The 21852-nt window shown below is 44.4% G+C and carries 22 protein-coding genes; 9 read left to right on the forward strand and 13 right to left on the reverse strand.

Features of this window, described 5'->3' with window-relative positions; all coding sequences use genetic code 11:
• The first annotated feature begins 4 nt into the window (after positions 1-4).
• Positions 5-382, forward strand: a complete 378-nt coding sequence (locus Q1A86_RS05850; protein ID WP_299804077.1) for a DUF2541 family protein — start codon at positions 5-7, stop codon at positions 380-382.
• A gap of 72 nt (positions 383-454) precedes the next feature.
• Here Q1A86_RS05850 and Q1A86_RS05855 read toward each other — a convergent pair whose 3' ends face one another.
• Both Q1A86_RS05855 and Q1A86_RS05860 read right to left on the reverse strand, forming a co-directional pair.
• Positions 455-982, reverse strand: coding sequence for a hypothetical protein (locus Q1A86_RS05855; protein ID WP_299804078.1), 528 nt, complete (start codon positions 980-982; stop codon positions 455-457).
• A gap of 139 nt (positions 983-1121) precedes the next feature.
• Positions 1122-1910, reverse strand: a complete 789-nt coding sequence (locus Q1A86_RS05860) for a helix-turn-helix domain-containing protein (RefSeq protein WP_299804081.1) — start codon at positions 1908-1910, stop codon at positions 1122-1124.
• A gap of 100 nt (positions 1911-2010) precedes the next feature.
• Here Q1A86_RS05860 and Q1A86_RS05865 point away from each other — a divergent pair, with 100 nt between their 5' ends.
• Complete coding sequence (locus Q1A86_RS05865) at positions 2011-3261, forward strand: MFS transporter (protein WP_299804084.1); 1251 nt, start codon at positions 2011-2013, stop codon at positions 3259-3261.
• Between the two features lie 122 nt (positions 3262-3383).
• Here the strand turns inward: Q1A86_RS05865 and Q1A86_RS05870 are convergent, their stop codons facing one another.
• The gene (locus Q1A86_RS05870; protein ID WP_299804085.1) at positions 3384-4442 is read right to left on the reverse strand and encodes a DUF2955 domain-containing protein; all 1059 of its coding nucleotides are present in this window, start codon (positions 4440-4442) and stop codon (positions 3384-3386) included.
• A 52-nt stretch (positions 4443-4494) separates the two neighbouring features.
• Positions 4495-5562, reverse strand: a complete 1068-nt coding sequence (locus tag Q1A86_RS05875; protein WP_299804086.1) for an HlyD family secretion protein — start codon at positions 5560-5562, stop codon at positions 4495-4497.
• Between the two features lie 100 nt (positions 5563-5662).
• Here Q1A86_RS05875 and Q1A86_RS05880 point away from each other — a divergent pair, with 100 nt between their 5' ends.
• Positions 5663-6529 (forward strand): LysR family transcriptional regulator, encoded by an 867-nt coding sequence (locus Q1A86_RS05880; protein WP_299804089.1) that lies wholly within the window; start codon positions 5663-5665, stop codon positions 6527-6529.
• Between the two features lie 167 nt (positions 6530-6696).
• Here Q1A86_RS05880 and Q1A86_RS05885 read toward each other — a convergent pair whose 3' ends face one another.
• Positions 6697-7023: a GNAT family N-acetyltransferase gene (locus Q1A86_RS05885; protein ID WP_299804090.1), complete on the reverse strand. Its 327-nt coding sequence runs from the start codon at positions 7021-7023 to the stop codon at positions 6697-6699.
• Between the two features lie 116 nt (positions 7024-7139).
• Positions 7140-9974, reverse strand: coding sequence for a TonB-dependent receptor (locus Q1A86_RS05890; RefSeq protein WP_299804092.1), 2835 nt, complete (start codon positions 9972-9974; stop codon positions 7140-7142).
• Positions 9975-10155: 181 nt separating this feature from the next.
• Between Q1A86_RS05890 and Q1A86_RS05895 the strand changes: the two genes are divergently transcribed.
• Complete coding sequence (locus tag Q1A86_RS05895; RefSeq protein ID WP_299804093.1) at positions 10156-10296, forward strand: hypothetical protein; 141 nt, start codon at positions 10156-10158, stop codon at positions 10294-10296.
• Positions 10297-10337: 41 nt separating this feature from the next.
• Here the strand turns inward: Q1A86_RS05895 and Q1A86_RS05900 are convergent, their stop codons facing one another.
• Together Q1A86_RS05900 and Q1A86_RS05905 are read right to left on the reverse strand one after the other, a co-directional pair.
• Positions 10338-11720, reverse strand: a complete 1383-nt coding sequence (locus Q1A86_RS05900) for a Na+/H+ antiporter NhaC family protein (protein WP_299804094.1) — start codon at positions 11718-11720, stop codon at positions 10338-10340.
• Positions 11721-12086: 366 nt separating this feature from the next.
• Complete coding sequence (locus Q1A86_RS05905; RefSeq protein WP_299804096.1) at positions 12087-13031, reverse strand: hypothetical protein; 945 nt, start codon at positions 13029-13031, stop codon at positions 12087-12089.
• A 209-nt stretch (positions 13032-13240) separates the two neighbouring features.
• Here Q1A86_RS05905 and Q1A86_RS05910 point away from each other — a divergent pair, with 209 nt between their 5' ends.
• Both Q1A86_RS05910 and Q1A86_RS05915 read left to right on the forward strand, forming a co-directional pair.
• On the forward strand, positions 13241-14338 hold the full coding sequence (locus tag Q1A86_RS05910) for a permease (protein ID WP_299804097.1): 1098 nt from the start codon (positions 13241-13243) through the stop codon (positions 14336-14338).
• Between the two features lie 204 nt (positions 14339-14542).
• Positions 14543-14752, forward strand: coding sequence for a ribosome alternative rescue factor ArfA (locus Q1A86_RS05915; RefSeq protein WP_299804646.1), 210 nt, complete (start codon positions 14543-14545; stop codon positions 14750-14752).
• 45 nt (positions 14753-14797) lie between these two features.
• Here Q1A86_RS05915 and Q1A86_RS05920 read toward each other — a convergent pair whose 3' ends face one another.
• The 3 genes from Q1A86_RS05920 to Q1A86_RS05930 all read right to left on the reverse strand — a co-directional run bounded on the left by Q1A86_RS05920 (position 14798) and on the right by Q1A86_RS05930 (position 16947).
• A complete protein-coding gene (locus Q1A86_RS05920) occupies positions 14798-15325 on the reverse strand; it encodes a DUF3465 domain-containing protein (protein WP_299804098.1) in 528 nt (175 codons plus the stop codon).
• A gap of 51 nt (positions 15326-15376) precedes the next feature.
• Complete coding sequence (locus Q1A86_RS05925; protein WP_299804100.1) at positions 15377-16252, reverse strand: 3'-5' exonuclease; 876 nt, start codon at positions 16250-16252, stop codon at positions 15377-15379.
• A 95-nt stretch (positions 16253-16347) separates the two neighbouring features.
• On the reverse strand, positions 16348-16947 hold the full coding sequence (locus Q1A86_RS05930; protein WP_299804101.1) for a hypothetical protein: 600 nt from the start codon (positions 16945-16947) through the stop codon (positions 16348-16350).
• A 223-nt stretch (positions 16948-17170) separates the two neighbouring features.
• Between Q1A86_RS05930 and Q1A86_RS05935 the strand changes: the two genes are divergently transcribed.
• Positions 17171-18451, forward strand: a complete 1281-nt coding sequence (locus tag Q1A86_RS05935) for a hypothetical protein (RefSeq protein WP_299804103.1) — start codon at positions 17171-17173, stop codon at positions 18449-18451.
• Between the two features lie 190 nt (positions 18452-18641).
• Here Q1A86_RS05935 and Q1A86_RS05940 read toward each other — a convergent pair whose 3' ends face one another.
• Both Q1A86_RS05940 and Q1A86_RS05945 read right to left on the reverse strand, forming a co-directional pair.
• Positions 18642-19175 (reverse strand): hypothetical protein, encoded by a 534-nt coding sequence (locus tag Q1A86_RS05940; protein WP_299804105.1) that lies wholly within the window; start codon positions 19173-19175, stop codon positions 18642-18644.
• Positions 19176-19185: 10 nt separating this feature from the next.
• The gene (locus Q1A86_RS05945) at positions 19186-20007 is read right to left on the reverse strand and encodes a cytochrome C (RefSeq protein ID WP_299804107.1); all 822 of its coding nucleotides are present in this window, start codon (positions 20005-20007) and stop codon (positions 19186-19188) included.
• 452 nt (positions 20008-20459) lie between these two features.
• Here Q1A86_RS05945 and Q1A86_RS05950 point away from each other — a divergent pair, with 452 nt between their 5' ends.
• Together Q1A86_RS05950 and Q1A86_RS05955 are read left to right on the forward strand one after the other, a co-directional pair.
• Positions 20460-21212 carry a helix-turn-helix domain-containing protein gene (locus tag Q1A86_RS05950; RefSeq protein ID WP_299804110.1) on the forward strand — a complete coding sequence of 251 codons (753 nt, stop codon included), beginning with the start codon at positions 20460-20462 and terminating at the stop codon, positions 21210-21212.
• Positions 21213-21272: 60 nt separating this feature from the next.
• Positions 21273-21791, forward strand: a complete 519-nt coding sequence (locus Q1A86_RS05955) for a hypothetical protein (RefSeq protein WP_299804113.1) — start codon at positions 21273-21275, stop codon at positions 21789-21791.
• Positions 21792-21852: the final 61 nt, after the last annotated feature.

Genomic DNA, 21852 nt, shown 5'->3' on the forward strand with positions numbered 1-21852 from the left:
GAACATGAAATCCTTTGTGGCAGGCCTAATGATGGCTGCAAGCATGCTAGCAGTAAGCAATGTTGCCATGGCTGATGAACAAATCACTCTAGGTCGTACCATCTTATTAGGCGCTGGCGATCACGGCGCTAAGATCCCGCTACTCGTTTGCCGTAAAACAGATGCTATCCGCGTTAAAGCAGAGCGTAACCTTCACCTAGAAAAGATTAAGGTGACATTTAACAACGGTCAAACTAAGACGATTCACTTTTATCGTGACCTAAAGAAAAACAAATACACCGACTGGCGTAAGTTTGCTTACCCTCGCTGTGTAAAGAAGCTAGAAGTCTTCGGTAATTCTGACGGTTCAAAGGCTGGCGTTAAAGTATTAGGCCGCAAATAATCGCTTCAAAACAAAAAATGACCACATAAATGTGGTCATTTTTTTTATACTATCGCAACTGCAAACAGCGGATTAATTTGCTTGCTGTTGGCACTCTAATAATAACTGCTGGAAATGTGCGCCTAAATCCTGACTCGCAAACTCTTCGCTAGCCGTTGCCATCTGTTGCAGGTGCTGCAATCCCTGCTCTACACCTTGTTCGGCAATGATCTGCTTAGCATAAGCCGCTGCATCGGCGCCTTTTTGTAGTAGGCTAGACATATTATCTAGGCTAAAATCTTGATCCATTAAGGCTTCTAGTTCACTAAGTAGCTCAGCAATCTTTGCCGACTCGACTAAAGCGCCCTCAACGTTAACAAGCTCACCAACGGGATCCATCTCCAGCTTACTGGCAACACAAGCGGCAACACTGCCCACATCGGCACCGTTTGCAACCGCTTCAATACCTTGACTACGGATCTGTTCAATTACTTGCTGTAACTGCTCATTTTTGGCTAGCCAAGCTTGCTCTAACTGCTGCTTTTCATCACCACCAAAATAACCACAACTACTTAGGGCAAACGCCAAAACAGCCGGAACCATTACCGTCTTTAACTGCATTTATATACTCCAAAAATCAAAGGCTAATTAGCCACTGCCGCTAGTATACCGAGTTAATTAAATGACGACTTTTAAACTTAATTAATCTTCAACTGGTCGTTAATTTTCTAATCACATGACACTGGTTCAGTGATAAAACTCATAACTCTTTCGACCTGATATATTGCTTAGGTGATTGACCCAAGGTCTTTTTGAAAAAAGTAATGAACGCGCTAACGGACTCATAACCCAACTCATCAGCAATGCGCTGCACTGAGTCCCCTGTTGCTAATTTTTGCAATGCTAAAACAATGTGTAGCTGTCCACGCCAGCGGCCAAAGGTAAGACCGATTTCACTCTTAACTAACCTCGCTAATGTTCGCTCACTCATTGCAAACTGGCTTGCCCACTGGGCCACGGTTCGCCTATCTTCAGGCGCGTCCATCAATGCCTTGGCTATTGCCTTTAGTCTTGGCTCCGCTGGAATTGGAAAGTCGTAGTGCTGTGTTGGCATAGTACGCAGTTGTTCGATAATCACACCAACCAAGTTGTCAGTTGCACTAGCTTGCAGATAACCTTGATCCAGCCCCGTTAAGTGCACGATTAACTCTCTGATCAAGGGGGTTATTGACAAGGTACAGCTGCGTTCCGGCATGCCTTCAACATCGGGATCAATAAATAGCATACATACATTTGCATTCTTAGATATTTGATTGCTGTGGGGGATCTGGCTTGGGATCCATACAGCACAATTAGGCGGTACTATCCAGATAGCATCATCAATTTTACACTTCACAAACCCATTCAAAGCCAATACTAACTGGCACTTTCGATGCTGATGAAAAGGTGTCTCTGCATCTCCCTTTTCACCAACCCATCCATATGCAACCACACGCTGAGGATATTGATCTGAATCGAATTCGGGTAACGATGGAGTATAAAACTTCATAGAATGACCGTTTTTAGCAACATAGAGTCACTATAGCTCAATACAGTAAGCATTTAGAAGCGTAAGCTAGCGCACTTTCACATTATCAAAGGAGCCTATTGTGACGTTATCGCATCCTTCTCGTTTTGCTAGCAGTGCATTCTTACTACTTGGCGTACTCTTAATCGCCATCAGCTTACGCAGCCCTATTACCGGTGTAGGTCCTTTACTTGATTCCATAAGAGCCGAACTGCACCTTACTGCAACCCAAGCTGGAATGCTCACAACTCTCCCGCTGTTAGCATTTGCGTTTTTCTCGCCAGTCGCTTCCAAAGTTGCCAGCAAACGTGGTCTTGAGCAAGCCCTGATGCTGTCGTTACTCTTTATTATCATCGGCTTAAGTATCAGATCGCTGGGTTCTGTAAGCTCTCTTTTTCTCGGAACCGTGATCATAGGTGCCGGTATCGCCTTTGCTAATGTACTACTACCAAGCTTAATGAAGCGCGACTTTCCAACTAAAATTGCTACCATGACCTCCATGTATGTGTTGATGATGGGAGCTGGCTCAGCTATCACGGCAAGTTTAGCTATTCCTCTAGATGACATGGCTAAGCAGTTATCGATAAGTTTTATCCCCAGTTGGGCGTTTTCATTGGGCAGTTTAGTCATTTTCCCGCTTATCGCGATCTTGGTATGGCTGCCACAGATGCGTAATCACACATCACCAAGCAAAGAAACTCAAAAACTTGATAGTCACAGCTATCTCTGGCGTAGCCTTGGTGCCTGGCAGATCACTCTGTTTTTAGCCCTAAACTCTTTCTTGATGTATATCTTTATCAGTTGGCTGCCGACAATTTTAGTCGACAACGGTTACAACCATCATGAGGCTGGGGTGATCCATGGCATGCTGCAACTGTTCACAGCGGTACCCGCTTTGGTATTAATTCCATTTATGAGCAAAATTAAAGACAGACGCTTTCTCAGTTTTGGCCTGACATTCTTGGCATTTATCGGCATTATTGGGCTGTTACTAAAACCTGAGCTTGCCATGATTTGGGGCATGTTATTTGGCTTTGGTGCCGGTGGTGGTTTCATTCTTGTATTGGCCTTAATAAGCCTACGTACCTCTAGTGCACATCAAGCAGCTACCCTGTCTGGCATGGCGCAGTTTTTAGGTTATTTATTAGGAGCCTCCGGCCCAATGATAATGGGTGAACTACACGAACAAACTGCAAGTTGGCAGTTACCATTAATCATCTGTGCTCTTTGTGCCGTCCTATGGAGTGTATTCGCATTTTTAGCTGCAAAAGATGAGTTAATTAAACCCACCGCTCATCATGACAATGTTGTATTCGCACAAGCCCAACCCTAAAGGTTTACCTATCAGGTGTTGAGTTAGATTTGCATTACATAGCCGTAAGCCATAAAAAGCGAGGGAGCATTAAGCTCCCTCCTATCACACCTTTGTCATCAATCAGCAAGATCCCTACTCAACTAAATAGTTTGTGCCACAGGCTTGATCTTTATTATCCGAACTAAGCAATGATGCACTATCCAAATAAGCATCGAGGTAGCAATAACCGCCACCACAATAGAACTAAAACGATAGCAGATAGAAAAGAACGCATCTTGTTGCTCAGGGATAAAGCTACTTGTCAGCGGCACTGTGAGCGCAGACATGGCAGAGAAACCGAGCCCCGCTTTTATGCCGCCGATTGCCAGCCAACGGCAGAAAACACCTGCTGCGATGGCAAAACCCAGCAAGAATAGAATCATATTGTTCGCCAAGCTATACAAGGTTAATTGTAAGATCATGCCCGCGAGACAACCTAAAAATGTACCAAGAATGCGTATTTTAGCCACTGCCATTGAGCCGACAAACGTCATCGGCGCTAACACAATAATAATTGAGGCTTGTGCCGATAGGGAGTCATTCAGGTCGGCTACCTGAAACAAGATAAATGCCGCCATAGCGATGATCCACCCCAGGGCTGCTTGTCTCATCATACCGATATGATCTTTGCGTTGGTTATCAATATGAGTTTGTGCTTCTTGAGACGGTGCTAAGCTTGCCTTAGGAAGTTTAACGTTAGGTTTAGGAAACAGATAGAAAGCAAGCGCTACAACAGGCCCGGTTAATAGAGCCGATGCGATTAATCCCATCACAAAATCTTCTAAATCAAAGCCTGGATAACTAGCAAAATTTAGTAAAATCGATCCCATCAATAACCCAATATAGCCAAAAAGATAGCTGGTTTTATGTGTCATTGCGATACATTTGAACAGCAACATAATCGCGACGGCTAAGGTCATTAGTAGTGGATAAGGCTGAAAGAAGCCAACAATAAAGGTCACCTGTAAACAAACCCAAGTAACCCCAACAATAAGCTGCACTATGATGCCACTATTCCATCGTTCAAGCTGCGTTAGCACAAACATGGGTAATAGTGCCGCAAACATGCCATTTGCCCACCCAAACACCAAAGTGATCGCCAGTCCAAACACGCACCCAAACCAGATCCGCAGGGTCTTTCTCAACGTCTCATTTTGCACAGTCGGCTCCTTAACTTTGAAGGAAGTTAGTCGATAAAATTAGTCGATATAGTTAGTAGATATAGTGCAGCAGGCTCACCAACTTAATCTGACTCTTAGCCAGCCAAGCCCACAAACTATCATCTGCTGGATAGGCCACAACAGTAGCGCGTGAGCCCACAAATAACGGCTCTGGGAGCGCAATAGGACTGCTTAGGTTAATACGTACCCGCTGCGCATCTCGCACCCAGCGGTTACTGGTTTCAACATGGGTTAACTGGCCATTTGGACTCTGCTGAGCAGCAGCGACACCAAAATCTCGACTGTGGATATCAAGGGCAAAGACTTTGCCCGGAAACGCATCAAATGCCACCCAAGCCTTTGATTGCTCATTTATATTCGCCACAGCTTTTTCACGAAAATCTGCCGCAACCCAGAGTGAGTCCGTTGGAATAAAAGTCAGTAACGGCATATTGGCATTAGCAGTACTGCCAACCTCTAATTGCAAATTGGTGACTACACCATCACTCGGTGCAACGACTTGAGTATGAGACAGGTCTAGCTGAGCTTGCTGTAAGTTATTGATGGCCGCGCGCACCGCGCTACTCTGGCCAGGCTTACTGCCGAGCTGCACCGTCAAGGATCGCAACTCCTGTTGCGCTCCGCGTAAATTCGAGCGGGAGGCATTATTGTTAGCCAATGCATTATCCAGCATGGAAACGGAGACTAACTTCTGCTTCGCCAACTTACTGATGCGCTTGTATTCACTATTGGCATTGTCGAAGGCCGCTTGATTGGTAGCCACCTTAGCTTCTGCCACCTGCACTTTGGCATACATAGCATCTTCTTGCTCGCTGGCTTGCTCCAATGCGAGCTGAGCCTTCTCTACTGCCAATACATACTTATGTGTATCTATGCTAAAAAGCCTATCGCCCTTGTTTAACTTCTGATTATTGTGTACTTGAACTTCTGTAACCCTTCCTGTTACTTCAGGGGCAATTTGAATCACGTAACCTTGCACTCGACTCTCTGTGGTGAGCGGCGCATAGCGATCGGCAATAACGATATAGCCAATCAAAATAATGAAGATAACTATCAAGCTTTGCATCCAACGACGAAAAGCATGTTCTGCGGTTTGCATGAATGAGTCCAAGGTCTATCTGAGGGAGGGCTATTATAGATATTACTAATTAGATTAAATAGAATGACAAATAGCGCACTTACAACCTATAGGTAGGACAATGAATGTTAGCTTAGATGATCTACATCTATTTGTATTAACGGTTCAACATGGCGGGATCAGTGCCGCCGCAAAACAACACTCCCTGCAGCGCTCAAGAGTGAGTCGACGCCTACAGGAACTGGAGAAGGCCTTGGGATGTCAGTTACTTATCCGTACGACTCGCCAAATTGAGCTAACGGAAAATGGTCGTCTGCTTTACCAACAGATCAGCCAACCTTTGAGTGGCGTCGCTCAAGCCGCCAAGCTACTTAGCAATCAACATAAATCCTTACAGGGCGTGTTACGAGTCGCGGTGCCTGCAGCGCTGATCACCTCCAACATGTTTACCTTACTCATCGAAAAATATCTGGATCAATTTCCCGGTGTGTTATTAGAAGTGTTGCATTGTCAGGAGAGCGTCGATCTAAAAAGAGATAACGTCGATATTCAAATATTACCCGACGGAGTAAAAGTGATTAATGAAGATTATGTGCAGCAAACCCTACTTCGATTCCCAAGTAGCTTAGTCGCCTCACCCGCTTACTTACAAAGCCACGCTCCAATTAACGCCCTCAGTGATCTTCTCACCCATCCGTTAATGGTCAGTCGCTACAACCAAGCATCTCTACCCGATAACCTTACCCTTAGGCTTTGCTCCGATGATCTGCGCTTGATCCAGCATATGGCGACCACAGGTAAAGGGATTGCTCTATTGCCGACAATTTTAGTCAGCGATGCCCTTAAATCCTTTGAGCTAGAGCCAATATTGGCCAAAGAAAAGTTGCCAGAGATAAAACTGACGCTCATCTATCCTTCTAAGCAGTTTTTACCGGAAAAGACCCGCGCCTTAATTGAACTGCTCAGAGATACCTTTAAGCTAAATTGAAACTAATAATTTCAATCAATAAGCACTTATGAGATAAGAGTTTTAGACATAGGTACGCAAGCCAGCTCAAAACCGAGCGGGTGCCTCCAAGTACTCGAGTCACTCGCCATATAGCCCAGACCTTGATAGAAGCTCACCGCATTCAAAGTTGAAGATAAGGATAACTGCTATAACCCTGAAGCAATGGCTTGTCGTTCAAGTTCTGTGGCGATTGCTTTGCCCACGCCTTTACCCGAGCTTTCAGGTGCCACAAATAGAGACTCGAGACAGGCTGTCTCCACATCGATAAACCCAAAGCCTAGTAGGTTGCTATCTTGCTCGAACACGATAGCTTTAAGCTTGAGCAATACCTTGTCGAACTCTTGCGGCATTGACGAGTTCGCCCACTTCTCGGCTATTTCAATTGGATAATCAGGCACACACAAACTCAAGATGGCATCGGTCCGCAACTGCCACACTTTGCCTGTATCTGAGGTTTGAGCGAAACGTATCATAAATAATCCTTTCTTAATTTGACTGCTCACTTTAGATAATAAAAAAGCCAGTAGCGATAAGCTACTGGCTTTTATCAATATCAATGTTTATTAAAACACGATAAAACTAACTTATATTAAAGCTTATAGTTTGCACCGAGGAAGAATGCACGACCCGTTGTATCGTAGTACCCTGCGCCATCGTATACATATGGATTACGTGGTGGCTCAAGATCAAATGCATTCAATACACCGAAGCGTAGAGATAAGTCATCATTAAAGGCATACGAACCAGTGAAGTCCCAAACTGTGTGCGATGGAATATCGTTATAGTTGTTGTTCTCTGGTTTCCAGTCGTTGCTAGCAACGGCTGAATGACGGTAGTTAGAACGCGCTTCTAAACTTAGTGCGTCATACTTCCAGCCTAAACTGAACATCGCCTTCCAACGTGGATCTGTGTACTCACCCACATCAACTTGTAAATCTTCAGCAAAGCCTGTTGGGTTGGTTTGCCACTGCTCTAGGTAAGTCGCAATAACGTGAACACGGAAGTCACCAAAGCTGTCTGTCGGAATATCGTACTGACCTTCGATATCTAGGCCCTTCACATCAAACGATGCTGAGTTTACAGGGCTTTGTACGAAATCGACGATATCACCCGTCGCGGCATCACGAGTAAAACGATCGCAATAAACATTATCTAACGACTCTGAGTCATAGCAATAACGAACTGCCGTATCAACACCTATGTATTGAATCGCATCAGAGATCTCAAATGCCCAGTAATCGACTGTGATAGAGAAACCGTCTAGGTAGCTAGGGGTGTAAACGGCACCAACAGTGTAATCGTTTGAGGTTTCCGCTTTTAGATCTGGGTTACCCGCATTGCTTCCTGGGTGGTTACTCAAGTACCAAGAGTCTGATGGGTTCCAGCCTTCTGGCAAGCCTGATGCTTGACAGTTTTTCTTACGGTTATCATTTGGACCTAGCTCAACGTTGATCTTGTCACAAACGTCAGTAAAGCTCTCAAATGTTTGACCCGCTGGACTAAATAGCTCACCGATATTTGGTGCTCGAACTGACTTTGAACGTGTTGCACGAAGACGAAGATCTTCGATTGGCGCCCAGTTTAGACCAACCTTCCAAGCATCATCTTGACCCGCTGTGCTGTAATCCATCCAGCGATACGCTAAGTCTAGAGCTAAGTCGTGAGCAAGGAACATATCAGAAAGTAATGGAATGTTAAATTCAGCTGCAAATTCAGTGACATCATACTCACCACGCATCGGGTTAGCACTGTTACCAAAAATAGTACCATCGATTAGCGCTTGATCTGGATTTGTTTCAGACTCTTCTTTACGGTAGTCAGCACTGAATGCCGCACTGACATAGCCCGCAGGTAGGTCAAATAGTGCACCACTAACTACTAAGCCTGCACTAGTTTGTGTCGTCTTAGCCGTTTGACCGGCACTAGTTTGAACCCAATCGATGGACTCTTGGCTTGCTTGGTTCTCACCAAGTAGGTTCATAGGTAAACAACCCGCTGCGCGAGCATCGGCATCACGACAAACGATTTCACCATCTACTAAGACTGCGTCTTTGGCTTGCTCATAACGCTCATCCCATATTTGACCTTTCCATAGCGTGGTTTCTTTTAGCTGACCACGCTGGGCGTGGAAAGAGTAATCCCAGTCATCGCTAATAGAACCTTCAAGTCCAATTAAGAAACGCATTGTTTCACGGTCTTGGTTATAAGTACGGTTACCAAACTCTTTATCAATACGGTAAAGGTTTAGATAATCCATCTCAGTAGCAGCCATTAGATCCTGCGTTTCTTGTGGTAAGAAAGCATTGTCTGCCATAACAGGGTTCCAAGTATGGAATACCGGCGTGCTCTCACCGTTAGACTGATAATCGACGTAGGTGATTTCAGTGAAAATCTTATGATCGTCATTGATTTCATAATCGGTATTTAGGGTAAATACCATACGCTCTAGCGGCGTACGTACCAAACCGTAATTAACTGGATCATAACCTTCACAGCTTGGGCCACAATAGTTGCCGTTAGTTCCTGGACCAGGAATTAAGCCTTCACCGTAATCAAACTCTCTCATGGCACCGTCTGAGCCGAAGGTATATTGGCCTCCGTCATTTGCAAAGAATGTACCCGCTTCATTGATCCAAGACAGTGGCTTACGACCCACATATGGAATACGTGCAGGCGCACCTTCTGAAGTATCAGGGTTATAAATACTGGTTACAGGATTATCTAAAAAGTCTCTATCTGTATTACGTAGCTCTTGCTGCTCAGCATAGGTAAAGTTAAATACCGTCGATAGCTTATCATCTAAGTAGTTGCCACCCGCTGTTAACGAGAATTGGCTCTCTTCACCACCGCTTTGCTCAGGCTGAATATAAGAAGCGTCAAGCTCAACACCTTCAACATCTGTTCGAGTGATGATGTTAATTACACCAGCAATGGCATCTGAACCATAAACTGCAGATGCACCACCTGTAATAACTTCAATGCGAGAAACCATAGCAGTAGGAATGGTGTTCAAATCGACTGCAGAGTCACCATTTGAGCCGGCAACAAAGCGACGACCATTGACCAAAACTAACGTTCTATCAGTCCCTAAACCACGTAAGTTGGTTTGGTTTAGACCGTTAGCAAAAATAGTGTTGTTAGAAGTCTCTGGAGAGATACCAACAGTTGATGATGGAAGTTTGTTTAAAATATCTGCTACGTTAGTGATACCCATATCCATCATATCTGCACCAGTAATCACTGTTACAGGAGTTGGAGATAGCTCACCAATTCGCTTAATTTTCGAGCCTGTCACCTCGATTCTTTCAATACTATCGCCTTCCTGCTCTTCAGCATAAGCTCCAGCACTTGTCATTAATGCTGCACTCGTCGTTGCAAGTAATGCAACTTTGACAGCTTTAGATAAACGGCTTATTGACGTCATATTTAACATTCCCTTTGTTAATTGCGAACTCAATTGATACAAATTTGTTGAGTTTTCTATTTTTGAAGCCAAGGTTGCTACCCTTAACTAAGCAACAAACTTACAGGTTTGTTAATCTGCGTCAACATTTTGTCGCATTTTTGTTAACCAAAGCTGTGTAAAGTTAAATTTGCTAACAAGCATGTCAGCACTACAGCCGAGCAAAAACCTCATTCATGAAATTAATTGGTTATTAAATATTGATAAAAAAATCAGACGCTATAAGGTTTCTATAGATGAAAAAAAAGCTGCACAAAGTGCAGCCTCTTTTAATGAGAAGTAACTCATGACAAGTTACTTCTACAACCAATAATTGAGTTAGACTTACGCCAACAGTAAAAATCCAACAAAGGTCATGCCCGCCGCAATCAGAGCATATGGTAGCTGAGTCACTGCGTGACTGACTAAGTTACAACCCGAACCTTGCGCCGCTAGCACCGTGGAGTCGGAGTAGAAACACGCCTGACTACCAAATGATGATGCCGACAGTAGTGCACCAATTACCAATGCGATATTGGCATCTACCGCTTGTGCCAATGGCATCACGATTGGAATCGATACCGCAAAAATGCCCCAGCTAGAGCCAGTCGCAAATGCCAGGATCGACATACTTAAAAACACCACGGCAGGCAGTAGCTGCGGTGTCATAAACGGGCTTAGGCTGTCGATAACATATTGTGGCAACATCAACTTGTCACATACGTCTTTAAAGATAAACGCCGCGATAACCGTACCGATTGCAGGAAGCATGCTCTTAAAGCCATCGATCATCTGCTCCATCATCTCAGACAATGGCATCAGCCTTTGTACGCCATAATATGGCAGTGTAATCGCTAATGTGGCCAATAAACCTTTCAGTACGTCGATATCGAAATACACGGTAAAGGCAACTAATAATAGAATAGGTACAAAGAAGTTATGCAGCTTGCCACCGTCATCAGCGTGCTTAAACTCATCTTCAATGGCTTTTAGTGCATATTCATCAGAGGTTTGTACTTCATCTAAATCCATCTGTTTAATAGCAGGCTCACCTTTCGCGGCGGCAATCTGGGCCTTTTTCATCGGTCCAAACGCTGGCACTACGCCTAAGATCACCAACATCACCATAGCAACAGCAAGCCATGCATAAAGCATGTAAGGGATCGCCTGCATGTAAACGGCAATGCCTTGGCCTTCCGCCGCAATGCCGTTATCAACAAGCAAGCCACCAAAGAATACCGCCCAGGTGGATAAAGGGACTAAGACACAAACGGGTGCTGCAGTTGAGTCCACCACATAAGCCAGCATCTCACGAGACACCTTAAACTTGTCGGTCACTCGCTTCATGGTAGAGCCGACCGTTAACGCGTTGAGGTAATCATCAATAAAGATAACAACGCCTAATATGAAGGTCATAAATAGCGATGACTTTTGTCCTTTGGCAAACTTTAACGCATAACGACCAAATGCCATCGAACCACCTGTCCGTACAAGCAGAGCAATCAAGGCACCAAAGCCACCACAGACTAAAATCAACCAACCGATAGTTTCATCGGCCATAACTGACAGAGAAGTATCAGCAAAATTAGTTAATAAGTTCTCTGGCTCATACATGGCCAAACCAACTAATGCACCGATAATTAAAGAGAGAATTGGGCGGCGCAGCACAATCGCTAACACCAATACCACCACAGGTGGGATAAGACTTAAGGCTGTCGGTTCAGACATGCGCTAAGGTCCTTATAATGAAGTGCCAAAATGGCAATTAATCACCAAACTCAAACAACTATTTGTCGAGTCTAATTGCTGCTCTACTGTTGAGATACCTGCCGATACCTTTAATTTTACGGGCAATTTTTTGGGCCCTAGTAAAAACATCGGCAGAAAAATAATCCCCATTGCCCCCTGAGTCAATCATAAATATCCTCTTTTACTGAATTTTTATAACATCACAAGAGAGTCAGTTCGCAACCATCTGAATTTATAGGCGTTAATAAAGTGAAATTCAATAACAAATAAGTTTCGTTTTCGACGCTAAAAGAGTAAAAACCAGACCGCTAATGGCGATTTTTCATTCATAACCTATAAACTATGTCATTCATTCTCATCAGATTTAGAAATAAACACCCGATTGAGATCATTACTCCATAACTGAATAATCTTGCGGGTTTTCGCTTTATTCCAAAAACACTTGCCGAATAAGATAATCGCCGCCCCTTCAAAATCTCGACGTTCACTCAAACCGAATCGCAGCTTTAGTGGCTCTGCTACCTTATCGATAGGAATACCGACGTCTTTAGTATCGGCGGGATTGAGCCACAACTCTTCTTTGTCGATATGAGATACCGTGCCCCAATACATACGTGGTGAACCGTTTTCGGTGGGATCGGCATCGGCAAAGTTGACAAACAAATTCTTGGCTCGCCAACGATACTTCTCATCTGTGTATACCCAAAGATCAGACTCTGCAAGTTCACTGCCACGCATCAAGCTGTGGAGTAACTTCTCTAGCCCCTCTTTCGCAATACGTTTTTCAGTTTGTTCAGCGCTTTGGTTTAACGCGTTAATAGCGACTTGCTCGGTGCCAGTATTCAGGTTCGGCCCACCAGTCAGCTTAGGTTCTGGGGTTGATGTAGAACTCTGTTCAGCTTTCTGTGTGCACTCATTTGGCATTAGCTCAGCCCCAAGCGGCTTGCTTGTGTTAATACTTTTTTTGCTCTGACTTGGCTGACGGCAAAAATCAATAATCATCGCATCGCTATTAACTAATAACTGGTTCACCTCTACGGCATGTAACTCCTCACGCGTGCGGGCTGCTGAAGGTTTAAATTCACGACAATCTGCTTGATGATAGCGAGAACCAAAACAAGCCGCCTTGCCGTCTTTAGAGGCCTTACGATAATAGGCCTTCCCCGCACAGGCAGGACATACCAATACTTGACGATACTTCTCGATATCGAGATCACTGAGTTTTTGAAACTTGAAAACAGAATAAGTGACAGGGTTCAACTCATCGAATAAACATATGGCGTCAAGCATGCTAACTCTCTCAATTGCATTATTTTTTCATCATAGTGAATATCATTAGCGGCGACAAGTTAACCCGGTTCAACCAAAGCAGTAAACATGTTATTTCGACATTTACCGAAATAATTATTGACTATTTTTCCAATCGGATTATTATCTCTGCAAATTCGTTATTTCGGTAAAACCAGAAATAACAAACAAAAGACATTAAGGTAAAGATTATGAGTCCTGAAATCATTGGAATGGCAAAAGACACTGCCGGAATGTTTCTATTCCTTGCAGCAGAACTAACTCTACTATTCATCGCGATTAGCTATATTGTTGGCTTACTGCAGGAGTATATTCCGCCTGAAAAAATTCAATCAATTTTAAGTTCAAAAAAAGGTAAGGGTTACATCATTGCAGCGCTATTAGGCTCTATTACGCCTTTTTGTTCATGTTCAACTATTCCTTTCTTAAAAGGATTGTTAAGAGCGAAAGCTGGCTTTGGCCCAATGATGGTATTTCTATTCTCTAGCCCACTATTGAACCCAATTATTATCGGTCTGTTTATTGTGACCTTTGGTTTTAAAGTGGCACTGTTTTACTTCGTTGTTGCTATGGTGGTATCGGTTACGGCAGGTTATGCACTAGAAAAACTGGGCTTTGAGCGTTACGTTAAACCTGAAGCTTATGAAGCTGGCGATAGTTCAAGTTGTGGTACGAGTTGCGGTGATAGCGCTAAAGTAGAAGTAAAAGCTGAAACCAGTTGCTGCACAGCGCCTAAGCAAGAGACTGAAGCTAAGCCTGTAGCTGCTGCGACTAGCTGTTGCACAGAGCCTGTTGTGGCTGCAGCTCCAACAAGCTGCTGCGCACCAAAAGTTGAGCCTGCCTCTAGCGGATGCTGTGCAAGCCCTGCTGTAAAAGAAGATAGCCGCTGGATGCGAGTATGGCGCTCAACCTGGAAAGACTTTAAACAAGTTCTGCCTTACTTAATGGTTGGTATTTTGCTTGGTTCGTTTATCTATGGCTTTATTCCAACAGACTTAATCGCTAAATATGCTGGCGAAGGCACTTGGTATGCGATACCTATCGCTGCAGTTATTGGTATTCCTCTGTACATTCGTGCAGAAGCGGTTATTCCGTTAAGCTCAGCGTTAGTGGCTAAAGGTATGGCGTTAGGTTCGGTTATGGCACTGATTATTGGTAGTGCTGGCGCAAGTTTAACCGAAGTGATTTTACTGAAGTCTATCTTTAAGAATCAGATGATTGCCGCATTCTTAGCTGTCATCTTAGGTATGGCGATTAGTGCAGGTTACTTATACACGTTGATTTTCTAATCGCTAACACTCGCAGATTTGTTGAAAAAACGTTCAATAAACACTGGCAGCATACATAAATAGGCGTATAATCGTCCCGTTAAGTTTAGCAACAGCTAAATTGAACGGGACTTTTTCATAATCCAACTAATTCATAACCCAACTAATTCATAACCCAACTAAAGTCCAATCTAAGTCCAACCCCAGTCCAGATGGAGAATCATGATGGCAAAACATCGCCAATCAACCGCTGTCGAACACGAAAGTGGCCGCGGCGTGATACGAGATAACGCCTTAAAGGCTATCGTCACCAGTACCCTATTTAGAACGCGTACCGAGAAGCCGAAAAAAGGCAAAGGGTCTTACAACCGCAAACAACAGAAGGGGCAAAAGCTGAAGGGCTTTGCCCCTTTTGACTATCTAGCGTTCGCTTAAATGGTTACTCAATTCAATCCCTTTCACATATCACTGCACTCAGGTCTATTGATAGATTTGGCCATTATGTTTTAGCCAGCCGCCAATATGATGCCCACTAGGATCATGATGAGTCCAATGCACCACACCACCACGCTTGTTCCACTCGTATTCGCCGTAAAACTCAACACTATCGCCAACAGATAGGTTATCAATTCTCGGCGCGAGATCGATATTATGAGCCACCAAAACTGTCTGACCGTGAGGCAATTTCAGAATAAACCTCTGATGACGATGACCTTGATTGTCATCCGCGAGAACCTTAGTCACCAAACCAACACCTTGTACTTGTAGGTTACTCCGCTCTTGCTCAAAAGCGTGCTGCAAAATTTCTGCACTGCCATTAGGCGCTTCAGATAACGATCCCGATAGACCTTTTATTGGAGCAGCTTGTAAACCAACGGCATCGGTAAAAAATCGGTTATAGGCAAAGCTTGCAGCCGCAAGCACCACCAGCATGATAGCGATTCGATATAAAATACCTTTAATCGGATTTACGTTTTTTTCATGCTCCATGGGGTCTCTCTTCGACATTGCGTTAGATCCATTAATAAGGGAGTGACTCCCCTTTGCTAGCCTTGGCTACTATAGCAAATCTGTTAATCGTTGTTGCAGCGGCATAGGCCATAGCGACTGATAGGGCATTAACTGCTCGAGTAATCCATACAAAATATCCAGCGCCACAAAGGCATCGGCTGCCGCATATTGCAGCTGTAGCTCACTTAACGGCTCGGCTAAGGGTTTAGCCCAGTTAGACAGAGTGACCTTTTTACTCTTAGGTAGCTTTAAAGCCAGCACAGTGGCAGCCATCTGTTGAGTTCCCAGTTGCTTGGGCGCACCGAGTTGGTTCATCAACCAATTAAGATCCAACATGCAGCCAATAGTGATCTCAAAATCTCGCTTCATGGCGTTAAGATCGCTCCTAAGGCCTATGCCCACTTTCAGCAATTTCTCGCCACTCAAAATGGGGGCTAACGCAGCAGTAAACAGAGGGATATTCTCGCCCTGCATACGAAACAGGTAACAGTGTGTCGGAGTCGCAATTTGGATCAATGAGATGGGATTCGGATTGCGTCGCCCTTTCTCAAAGGTGGCGGCGGTCTCGGTATCAAAGCCGATGCAAGTTTGCGTCTCAATATCGGCAACAGCCGCAGCTAAAGAGTCTGCCGTCACCACGATGACATGCCGAACTTGACCGTTCAGCTCATCCGATACATTTTGAGCCTGTTCAACATTGAACTCACGTAATCGAGACAACTCTCTATCATCAATACGGGTGTTCAAGTCTGTGCGTAGCTGCAACCAGTCGAGTTTGAGTCGATTATCCGCTGTGATAATCGAGCTAAAAAAGGCCTTCTCGGCCGCCTGCATCGCCTCAAAATAGCCATCGGCATCTCGACCTAATTCACGGCGAATGGTGGCAGACTTGTCTGGGGATAGACCAAATTTAAATAAGCTCATCGATATACTCTATATCTGTTTTTCACTTGCTAGTTTATAGGACTCGCGAATGCTTAGAAATGCCAAGCACTTGAATACACCAAAAAATCAATAGCTTACCGAGCAACCCAGAGCAACCCAAGCCCGTTACTCTTAGCCTCACTCACTTTAGCGCTAAAGCGCTGCCAACCTTGGAACATCTCAAGGTATTCATCTTCCTTAGGAAAGTAATCGGGATTATGCTCAAGCAGCCAAGCATTAAATCTATCCCTAACCGTCTGCTCATCTAGCTTTGCTAGCAGGGTCGATAACTCAGGTAACGCCTGGCTATGAAAGGCAAAAGACTCATTGTCTGCATCCATTTTGATCGCATCATGATTGTTGATATCGAGCCAGGTTTGAAACAAGCTACCCGCGCCTTTCACCCGCTCTTCTGTATTGTTCAAGATGTAATGGTATAGATCGACGTTTCTATGGTTCACATCAGGACCTATCATCTCCACTTCGGTACTTGGCCAATCTAGAGGCAAGCTCGGCTTTTTAGCCCAGGTCAAAAACCGAACAAACTGCACCAATAGAGGTTGCGGCTTGGCCGCAGTAAACGTTTGCTCTGTCGGTACTTGCCCCAACAGGTAATCTTGCAGGGTATGCGGCTCGTGCTTTAAAAATTGAATGTGCTTATCTGGTAATGACAACACATTTAGACATAGCGCCATGTTGGCTCCATTAACAGTTGAATTGAACAGGATAATTTTAAGATTAGTATTAATAAAATAGCGAAGTAAAAACAACACACATAATAACAATGAAAGGGAAAACAAGCCTAGACATTACAGTTGTAACTTCACAGCTTTTAGCAACAGAACTGACGCATCAGCGGTTAATGGTTAGTATTTACCGCCATGGAACATACAGCCTTCTATCGAGTAAAGATATATCATGACAGAGTCTTCTTTCGAACGTGCTAAAAGCGCCTTTATTAATGCCATCTGGGCAACACTTGCCAGTGTGTCTTTAGGCTTGGCATTTAAGATTTGGTTAGCCCAGTGGGTCGAAAAAAATGACTTAGCGCTCTACCACACTGTTGTCGATATTATTTCCATGTCGCTTATTCTTCTCAGTGGCTTTCGCGCCTCCATGGTGGTGAGTTTTTCGCAGACTAAGAACGATAGAGACATTACTAATATATTCCGCTACTCATTGATTGTTATGGTGCTATTTACCTGGGGCTTAGTTCTGCCCTATATCAAGCACCAACTTAATATCGATGTCGAATACATTCAGTTAGTGGGCATTATTCTCGGGATGGGCTTTAAAGTTTACTTTACCAACCAGATTGGAATGTATCGCCTGTACGACATCGCCAATAAGACCATCTGGATTGAGCCATTAGTGCAGATAGTGCTGTTTCTTGTTTGCTACTACCTACTCGCGCAGACCCCTACCGCCTCACTCTTTTTCAGCTTAATGCTGTCGAACTTGGCCGCTGCCGCCTATATGTTTATAAAGCGCAGAAAGCTGATTGCCACTACGCCTTTAGCACCAGTTCAGCTCAATCCTGATATGAAAAACTTTGTCAAAAAGAGCGTGATGTCCTCACTCGAAGTCGGTGCCAGTATCTTGATGGTCTATATCACTGTATTACTGACGATTGGCTACTTCACCATAGATGAACTCGGTGACTTCCAAGTGGTGGTTCGGCCGATGATAGCCTACTTAACCATGCTATTTGTTTTCCCGGTATATCGCTATATTTTACCTGAGCTGGCTCAGTGCATCCGCAATAAAGATCATCGACAAATTGCACTGATCCGCCGTTGGTTTATCAAATTAAGCCTGACAATAAGCTCAGTGTTACTCATTAGCTTGCTGATGTTTCGTCATGAACTGGTTGATTTCGTCTTTCCTGAAACCTACGCTAACGCCGCGCCTATTTTGCTGCATTTCGGCCTGTTTTTCGGCTTTATGATGCTTAATGCCTATCAGATAGCCTATATCAAATCCCACGGTCTATTCTTGCAAAGTTTGCTGATCCGCCTTCTTGGCGTGGCGACACTTTTAATCATGTTCTACCTGCTCAGACTGTATACCGATAATGTGGTTGCGGTGATCTTAGCCCTTGGCTGTGGTTACTTCAGCATGTTTATCGCCTCAAGTATTATCGAGCGGCGATTGCTCAGGCAACACAAGTTCAATCAAGCCCAGTCAATTGAATGGTAAGTGGTAGACAAACAAAAAAGAGCCGTAACTCAGAGGGTGTTACGGCTTTGAAGGCTTAACTCAATCCAGGGAAGAAACTCCCCTCCTGCATAGATTGAGATTAGGCAGGGTGCTTATACTTATCTAAGTCAGTTAAAAAGGAAGCTAATATCAAAGAGCACCTAAAAAAGCGTACTCATACCTCTGCCTATTACTCATCGGCAGCGATTAGCTCCATCTCATTGCTTGCCTGTGCACCATGGACTTGAATAGCCACTTTATAAAGCTCCACCGCCCCTGCTGCGGCTTTAGAATCTAAATCTAAGTCAGTGGCATCAAAGGTGTATTGGCCCTTAGTGGCCGTTTCTGTCAATATGCCAGCACATTCGATATTAGAGGCTGTATCGCATTTGTAGCTTTGGGTTACATGCCAGCGCTTCCACGCCTTGGCCTTAGTCGAAGGTGAATCTGGATCTGGAAACCCAAAATAGAAAATATCGTAGTCAGTCGCCTTGCTAATCGCTTTATTGTCACCGTCTTTAAGGCTAAATGTTAGTGCTCCAGTAGCAGCATCAACACTGTCTAGATTCATCACGATACTAGTTGCCTCATCAATATCGATAGCATCCTCAACAGGTGGCGGCACGACCACTGGTGGCTCGGTTACGTCATTGTCATTGTCGCTACCACACCCAATTAGGAGCACAGAACTTGCCAAGAGGGCACTCAGTAATTTGACCTTCATAGCTTACTCCTTAGTTAAAGTGACCTGTATGACAAGTAGTACACTCCATATCTGTTTTCACACTCGCAGCTGAACTCATCGTTGCCGCGTCACCATGGCAAGACTGACAAGCTTGCGCCTCAGCAGAAGGCTTAGCTTCTGGTAGGAGGGAAATATCCTCACCACCGTGAGCACGGTTTAGCAATTCGACAATATGATAGGCCATGCTGGCCGATAGACGCTTACAACGCTCGCCCTTCTCTTTAAATACCTTGCCTGAGGCCGCCGACCAATTACTAATAGAAGAGTGACAAAGCGGACTATTGGCGATAGAACTACTGCCGACCTCCAGGCTCTTCTCTGCTGTTGAACCAATTCCTTCAACAAACTCATCAGATGAAAGTGGTAGATCTTCTGTTTCGTAATAACGGAACGATGCACCGATAACAGCACTATTCTGGCCATTGATGTCATCTAAGATATTAATCAACATGCCCGCCGCGTTTAGGTTACCGCAGATGGTGCCTTGACCGACGATCCCCGCCCAACCATAGCCTGCAAGCGCTGTAGGGATGGTGGCAAACTTATCTTTATCGACACTGTCTGATTGCGCTAGCATGGTCACAATCGAGTGAAATACTTGATGCATACAGCCGCCGCCAGTTTCATAGGCAAGCTTAGCTGTCGCCATTGCATCGAGTGGCACATACTTAAGTTTTTCGCCCATCTCTAAACGGTAGTTACCGTCTGCATCTGTGGCAGCAAAAGCCGATGTTCCAACAAGAGCAGCACCTGCTGCGGCCGTGCTTAATCCGATAATTTTGGTTAATGCCTGACGTCTATCAATACTCATAATAATCACCCTATATCCATCATTATTTTATTTTGGTCATAAGCCTCAAGGCTTATTACGGTTAGTTCACGAGTGCCAATTTGGATAACGACTCGATGGATTAACTTTACGAAGTGAGAAAAATAAAAGTGTGATTTAAAGCTGATGAAGCAGGAGGATAAAAATGCCGATTATAAAGACAGGTTTTAGCCAAGGTTACGGCCTAGGAAACCGACAATCCCAGCATTTTCATGATCAATGTCACATTATTATTGGGCATTTGCGCTAATATTTATGTTTCAGCAGGTTAATTAATTGTATGAATTAGTGTGACTAACTTCTCATTTAGCCATACTCACTCCTGCATAGCACTCAAATTTGCCACGACAACAGAACTTAAGCATCAGGATCACAGACTTCATTAGTTTAAGTTCATAGACTCAAGTGTAGATGGTCATTATGAGGCGACGAGGATGCAACTGGGGCATTGCAGATTTGATTTTGATAAACAAGAGCTGGTCAACACCCTGACCGGTGATGTTTGGCACCTGCCTAGGGCCGAATTCCAAGTCTTAAGTCTGTTGATAGACTATCAGGGCAAAGTTGTTGCGAAGCCGTTATTGAAGCAAGGCAATGGTGAACAAGCACCACTGAGTGACTCCTCTGTAACGCGCGCGGTGTTTACACTGAGATCATTTCTTGGCCCACAATATGAGTCACTCATCGAAACAGTGAAAGGCCAAGGCTACCTGTTACGACATCACCGCTGCCGCAAAGAGACACATCCGGGTTCTATTCAAACTAGGCTCTCGGCTAAGTTATTGGCGGGAGTGACACTGTTCTTACTCGTCATCTTCAGCTGTGGTTGGATAGTTTACGACTCCTCTCGCTTATCGGTATCGACTCCAACTCCCTTGCAGAGCAACAAGATTAAGACGCTCTCAGGAGATACGGTCAACGTAATCCTCTATGCCCACTCCAAAACTAACAATGGCTTATTAACCGAGCTCGGTCAGACCATGTTGCAGAGTTTCAGTCAGTGCAAACTTACCAACTGGAAGAATGCCTACTTATCTCTATCTCACGATAAACAGGTTCTCAATGTCACTTTACGTGGAGAACAATTTGGCCAGTCCATTATTCGCAACTTAAAAATTAGCGACCTACGCCAACCTAAACAGTTTATTAATCAGCAATGGCTGCTGGGCGTGGACATTTGTGACTAACAGAATCAATCCCCTAGGTCACAGGGTTAGACTAACAACAGAGTACACAAGGAACTGATAATGAGCCGAACATGGCGCTGGGCGATTAACATCATTATTCTACTCATTTTGCTGGTTTGCGTTGGAGTGATATATAAACTTACCGCAAAACAGCCAAGCTTTATGCTGAGCTGCAGTTCAGAGCTATTTAACCGGCAACAAGTCGACCAGGACAGCAAACACTACCTGTTGGTCGACCTGTTTTCTAAAGAGGGACAGGCACAGATAAATTATCGCTATTTCGACTTGGAGGGCAACTCGGCAGGCTCAGTGTCGATGCAGGGACAAGTCAACAGTGTCGATCTTGATAACATGCTCTATGACATTTCGGTCAAGACTAAGCAGGAATATCCTCACTCAGAACTCAATCAAGCGCCAGAGCATTATAAATACCTCTCCTATGTCAGCAGCTTAAACCTGAATAAGAAAGGAATGCATAATTTAAGCGTTCAAGTATTAGAGCGTGATGAAAATAAAGATTTTGCCGTGGTCTTGTTTCAGCCCAGCAATACGGTTTGTGGTTGTCGACTAGTCCACTAAATCAAAACCCAGTCACAACTAAACCCCATATTGATAAAGGGGCAAGGCTACCACCTTGCTC

The sequence above is a fragment of the uncultured Shewanella sp. genome (assembly GCF_947497935.1).
Taxonomy (GTDB): Bacteria; Pseudomonadota; Gammaproteobacteria; order Enterobacterales; family Shewanellaceae; genus Shewanella.